The organism is Gemmatimonadaceae bacterium, from assembly GCA_036003045.1.
Taxonomy (GTDB): domain Bacteria; phylum Gemmatimonadota; class Gemmatimonadetes; order Gemmatimonadales; family Gemmatimonadaceae; genus JAQBQB01.
The window spans coordinates 1-3,733 of record DASYSS010000093.1 but is presented as its reverse complement, the minus strand read 5'-3'; the positions used below and the strand labels follow the sequence as shown (position 1 = coordinate 3,733).

The following is a 3,733-nucleotide window of genomic DNA, read 5'->3' as shown; positions in this document are numbered from 1 at the left end:
CCATTCGCCGCACTCTCGTCCTCATCTCTCGCACTCCTGCGCTTGCGCGCCTCGCTCTCGGATGCGCGTGTCGCACTCCCGCTCGCGTCTGTCCCACTCTTGCTCCCGTTGTGCCGTGCTCTCGCGACCGCCTCTCGCAGTTGTTAGCGGCGGGGATAAATTCGACAGTTGTGGCGGGCGAAAATCCGACAGTCGGCAGCACGGTCTGGCTGCTGGCTGAGAGCGTAGCTCCCGGCCGGTGATTCCATTCACCAGGGCGTCTCTGCGACGAGCGGAGGCGCGATGTTCGGACGGGAGACACGGATGCTACTCAGGCACTACCTGGAGCAAGGGACCAACAAGAGCGCCTTGGCGCGCCAGCTCGGCGTCCATCGCGACACGATTCATCGCTGGATTCGCGCGGGCGATCTCGATCGGGATCTCGACGAGGAGCCGGTACGCTACGGGCCACGGACGCCCGTCCCGACGAAGCTCGATGCCTTCAAACCGATCATTGAAGCGCGCTTGGCGGCGTATCCGGAGCTGTCCGCGGTGCGGTTGCTCGATGAGATTCGCGCCGCCGGGTATGGCGGGGGCTACACGCAGCTCAAAGCCTTCGTGCGGCGCGCGCGGCCGACGCCGGCCCCCGATCCCGTCGTCCGCTTCGAGACGCCGGCGGGTCGCCAGGCGCAGGTCGACTTCGCGCGGTTTCGTTTTCCGTGGGGCATCCGCTATGCGTTACTGGTGGTGCTCGGCTACTCGCGCCTGCTGTGGTGCCGATTCTATCCGCGCCAAGACATGGCGACGCTGATCGACGGCCTCGAAGACGCGTTTGTCTATTTCGGCGGCGTGCCCTACGAGTTGCTCTTCGATCAGATGAAAGCGGTGATCACGCGCGACCTGCGGCTCGAAGGCGGCGCCCTGATTCGCAATGCGGAGTTTCTCCGCTTTGCGCGTCACTGGGGCTTTACCCCGCGTGCGTGCCGTCCCTATCGCGCCCAGACGAAAGGCAAGGTCGAGCGGCCGGTCCGCTATGTCCGCGGCAATTTCGTGTACGGGCGGACGTTTCTCCATGACGCCGATCTCGATCACCAGCGGCACCACTGGCTCGAGCGCGTCGCCAATGTCCGTGTGCACGCGACCACGCGCGAGCGCCCACGCGACCGCTTCGATCGCGAGGAGCGCTACCTGCTGCAGCCCCTGGCGCTCCGGCGCTACACGTCGCTGGTGCTCGAGCGGCCGGCGGAGACGACCGCGCGGCGGCCGCCGCGGCCCCTCGTCACCGTCGAGAAGCGATCGCTCGCCGCATACGCCCAGCTGACGGGAGGGGCCGCATGAAGGCCGCCGCGCTCTCGCGTCGCGATCGCCTGCGGCACATGCTCGCCGATCTGCGGATGCCCGGTGGGCTCGAAGCCCTCGACGCGATTCTCCACGGTGTCGATGGCGGCACGCTGACCGCGCCCGAAGCCATTGAGCAGTTGCTCGCCGCGCAAATCCAGCTGCGCAATAACCGACGGCTCCAGGCCGCCATGCGGTCCAGCCGACTGCCAGTCGTGAAACAGCTTCACGAGTTTGATTTCACCTTCCAGCCGTCCTTGCGCCGGGAGCAGATGGAGAGCCTCCACGAGCTCGGCTTCGTCGAGCGCCGCGAGAATGTCATTTTCCTCGGGCCGCCGGGCGTCGGCAAAACGCATCTGGCGATCAGTCTGGCGATCGCGGCGGCCCAGAGCGGGCGGCGCGTCTACTACGGCACGCTGGCGGACCTCATCGTGTCGCTCGAAGAGGCGCAGGCCGCTGGTCGCCTGCAGGCGCGGCTCAAAGTGCTCACGCACCCGGCGCTCCTGGTCGTCGACGAGATCGGCTACCTGCCGATCTCGCGTACGGGCGCGATGCTCTTCTTTCAGCTGATGTCGCGCCGCTACGAGCACGCGTCCACCGTGCTCACCTCGAATAAAGGTTTCGAGGAGTGGGGCGAGATCTTTGGCGACGACGTCATGGCAGCGGCGCTCATCGATCGCCTCGTGCATCACTGTCACCTGGTGACGATCCGCGGCAATAGCTACCGCATGCGGCAGCACACCGAGCTCTGGCACACGCTGCAGGCAGCGCACGAGCCGGAATCCAGCGGCCGCCGCGGCCGCCGGACTCCGGCTCGTCAGGAGGTCACGACGACCTGAGGCTCGTCCCCTCGTCGATCTGTCGGATTTTCAACCGGCGGAACTGTCGGATTTTGGACCGGCGTTGACACCTGCGCATCGTTTTTCAGTGCCGACGTTTGCATTCCTTTCGCCGGCGCAGTGCGCTCTCGACGCGCGCTAAGGTCTGGTCTGTCAATGAGAAGCGGTGCCTGTCTCCCCGGAGGGCGTGAACAAGTCAGGGGTGAGCCGGATCACGATCGGGTGAACACGCGATCCGTCTCGGGTGACACGAGTGGACGAGTTGAGGGCAGGGCGATCCGCGATGGGTGATCGCGCCGTACGGAACACCGGAACGGGGATCCGTGTTGACGGAACGGCCGCACGGGATGGGTGAGAGCGCCGAACAGGTCGGGGGTGAGCGATGCCGGAGACGCGGGTCCGGCCGGCCAAGGCATGGAGTGGCCGACGACGAGATCCTGCAGGGCACGTCCTCGGTCCCGTGAAATCCTGAGGCCTCACACGGGCCGTGCGGGTTCGCCCCCCACCCCCGGCATTCAGACTCCGCGGCTCCCTCAGTTGTCGCTGGGCTGCTCGTTGATGTGATCAATCACGAGAACAGGCATGGGGCGCTTGCGCAATTCAAGCTTCAATCCCAGCTGCTTCTGCAGCGCGTCGAAGAGTGACAGCGCTCCGGAGGGGGCCGACGCCCCAAGCGTGCCGCCGGCGCCGCCGTCGCCCGGCGCGGCCGCGTGGACGATGTTGTACGCCGACCAGGACAGCGTGAGGTCCCACGCGCCGGCGAGGCCCGTGGCGTCCACGACGGGTTCTCTCAGGTACGAGGGCGCCAGGACTGACAAGTCCTGAGCGAACTCAGCCATCGTCACGTTCTGGCAGATCTTCCAGACATTCAATATGGGATTCGCTTCCCGCGGATCCTTTTGACCGGGCGCCGCGGCCGCATCCTGGCATTTCGAGCGATGAGCGGGATCGGCTGGCTGGAGTTTCGGCTTGTCCGCCACCAGCAGCGCATAGGCCTCCACGGGCCGATCTTCTACATGCGTCGTGATCTTGAAGCGTTCGATAAGGAGCGCGCGGACCATGAGCCGCAGGTCGTCGAAGTTGAAACCCTGGTCCCCCGCGGCCTCGGAGGCTTTCGCCACGATGCTGTACTTCGTGGTGGTGAACCACGCGGGCGCGCCGGCGAGCAGGTCGTCGTCGCTGATGTCCCACGCCAAGGTGACGAGTTGCTTCATCGTGTAGCCCTGGAAATCGAGCCGGCCGCCGGGCTGGAGACGGCCCGTCGTGGGCATATCCAGCGGGGCCACCTTGATGTCGGCCACGTCGAACTCCGTGGGCGGCGGTGGCGGAAGCGCGGCGTCGACGCCAGAAGGGTTCGGCGTGGGCGCCTCGTTGACGTTATCGATGACCAGCACCGGCGCGGGGACGTCCTGCAGACTGAGTTTGAGGTCGAGCTGCTGTTCCAATGCCGCGAACATCGTCGTGAAAGCCACGCCCGGCTGGACGACCGAATAGCGCGGATTCCACTTCACGTCGAAGTCCCACGCCCCCTTCAGTCCCGTCTGGTCGACCAGGCGCGTCGTGATGTAGCCGTTGCC

At 66.2% G+C, this 3,733-nt stretch carries 3 protein-coding genes; 2 read left to right on the top strand and 1 reads right to left on the bottom strand.

The features are described 5' to 3' along the window. Positions 1-303: 303 nt before the first annotated feature. Together istA and istB are read left to right on the top strand one after the other, a co-directional pair. Positions 304-1,317 carry an IS21 family transposase gene (gene istA, locus VGQ44_20830; protein ID HEV8449283.1) on the top strand — a complete coding sequence of 338 codons (1,014 nt, stop codon included), beginning with the start codon at positions 304-306 and terminating at the stop codon, positions 1,315-1,317. Next, entirely contained in the window at positions 1,314-2,156 is an 843-nt protein-coding gene (istB, locus tag VGQ44_20825) for an IS21-like element helper ATPase IstB (protein ID HEV8449282.1), read from the top strand. Before istA ends, istB begins: the two co-directional genes overlap by 4 nt. Positions 2,157-2,689: 533 nt before the next feature. Here the strand turns inward: istB and VGQ44_20820 are convergent. Next, positions 2,690-3,733, bottom strand: a 1,044-nt coding sequence (locus VGQ44_20820) for a TIGR03435 family protein (GenBank protein HEV8449281.1), incomplete at its 5' end; no start/stop codon positions are given.

Bases quoted from the DNA above. Each gene is read 5' to 3' on its own strand.
- istA (HEV8449283.1), top strand. From the start codon at position 304: ATGCTACTCAGGCACTACCTGGAGCAAGGGACCAACAAGAGCGCCTTG.
- istB (HEV8449282.1), top strand. From the start codon at position 1,314: ATGAAGGCCGCCGCGCTCTCGCGTCGCGATCGCCTGCGGCACATGCTC.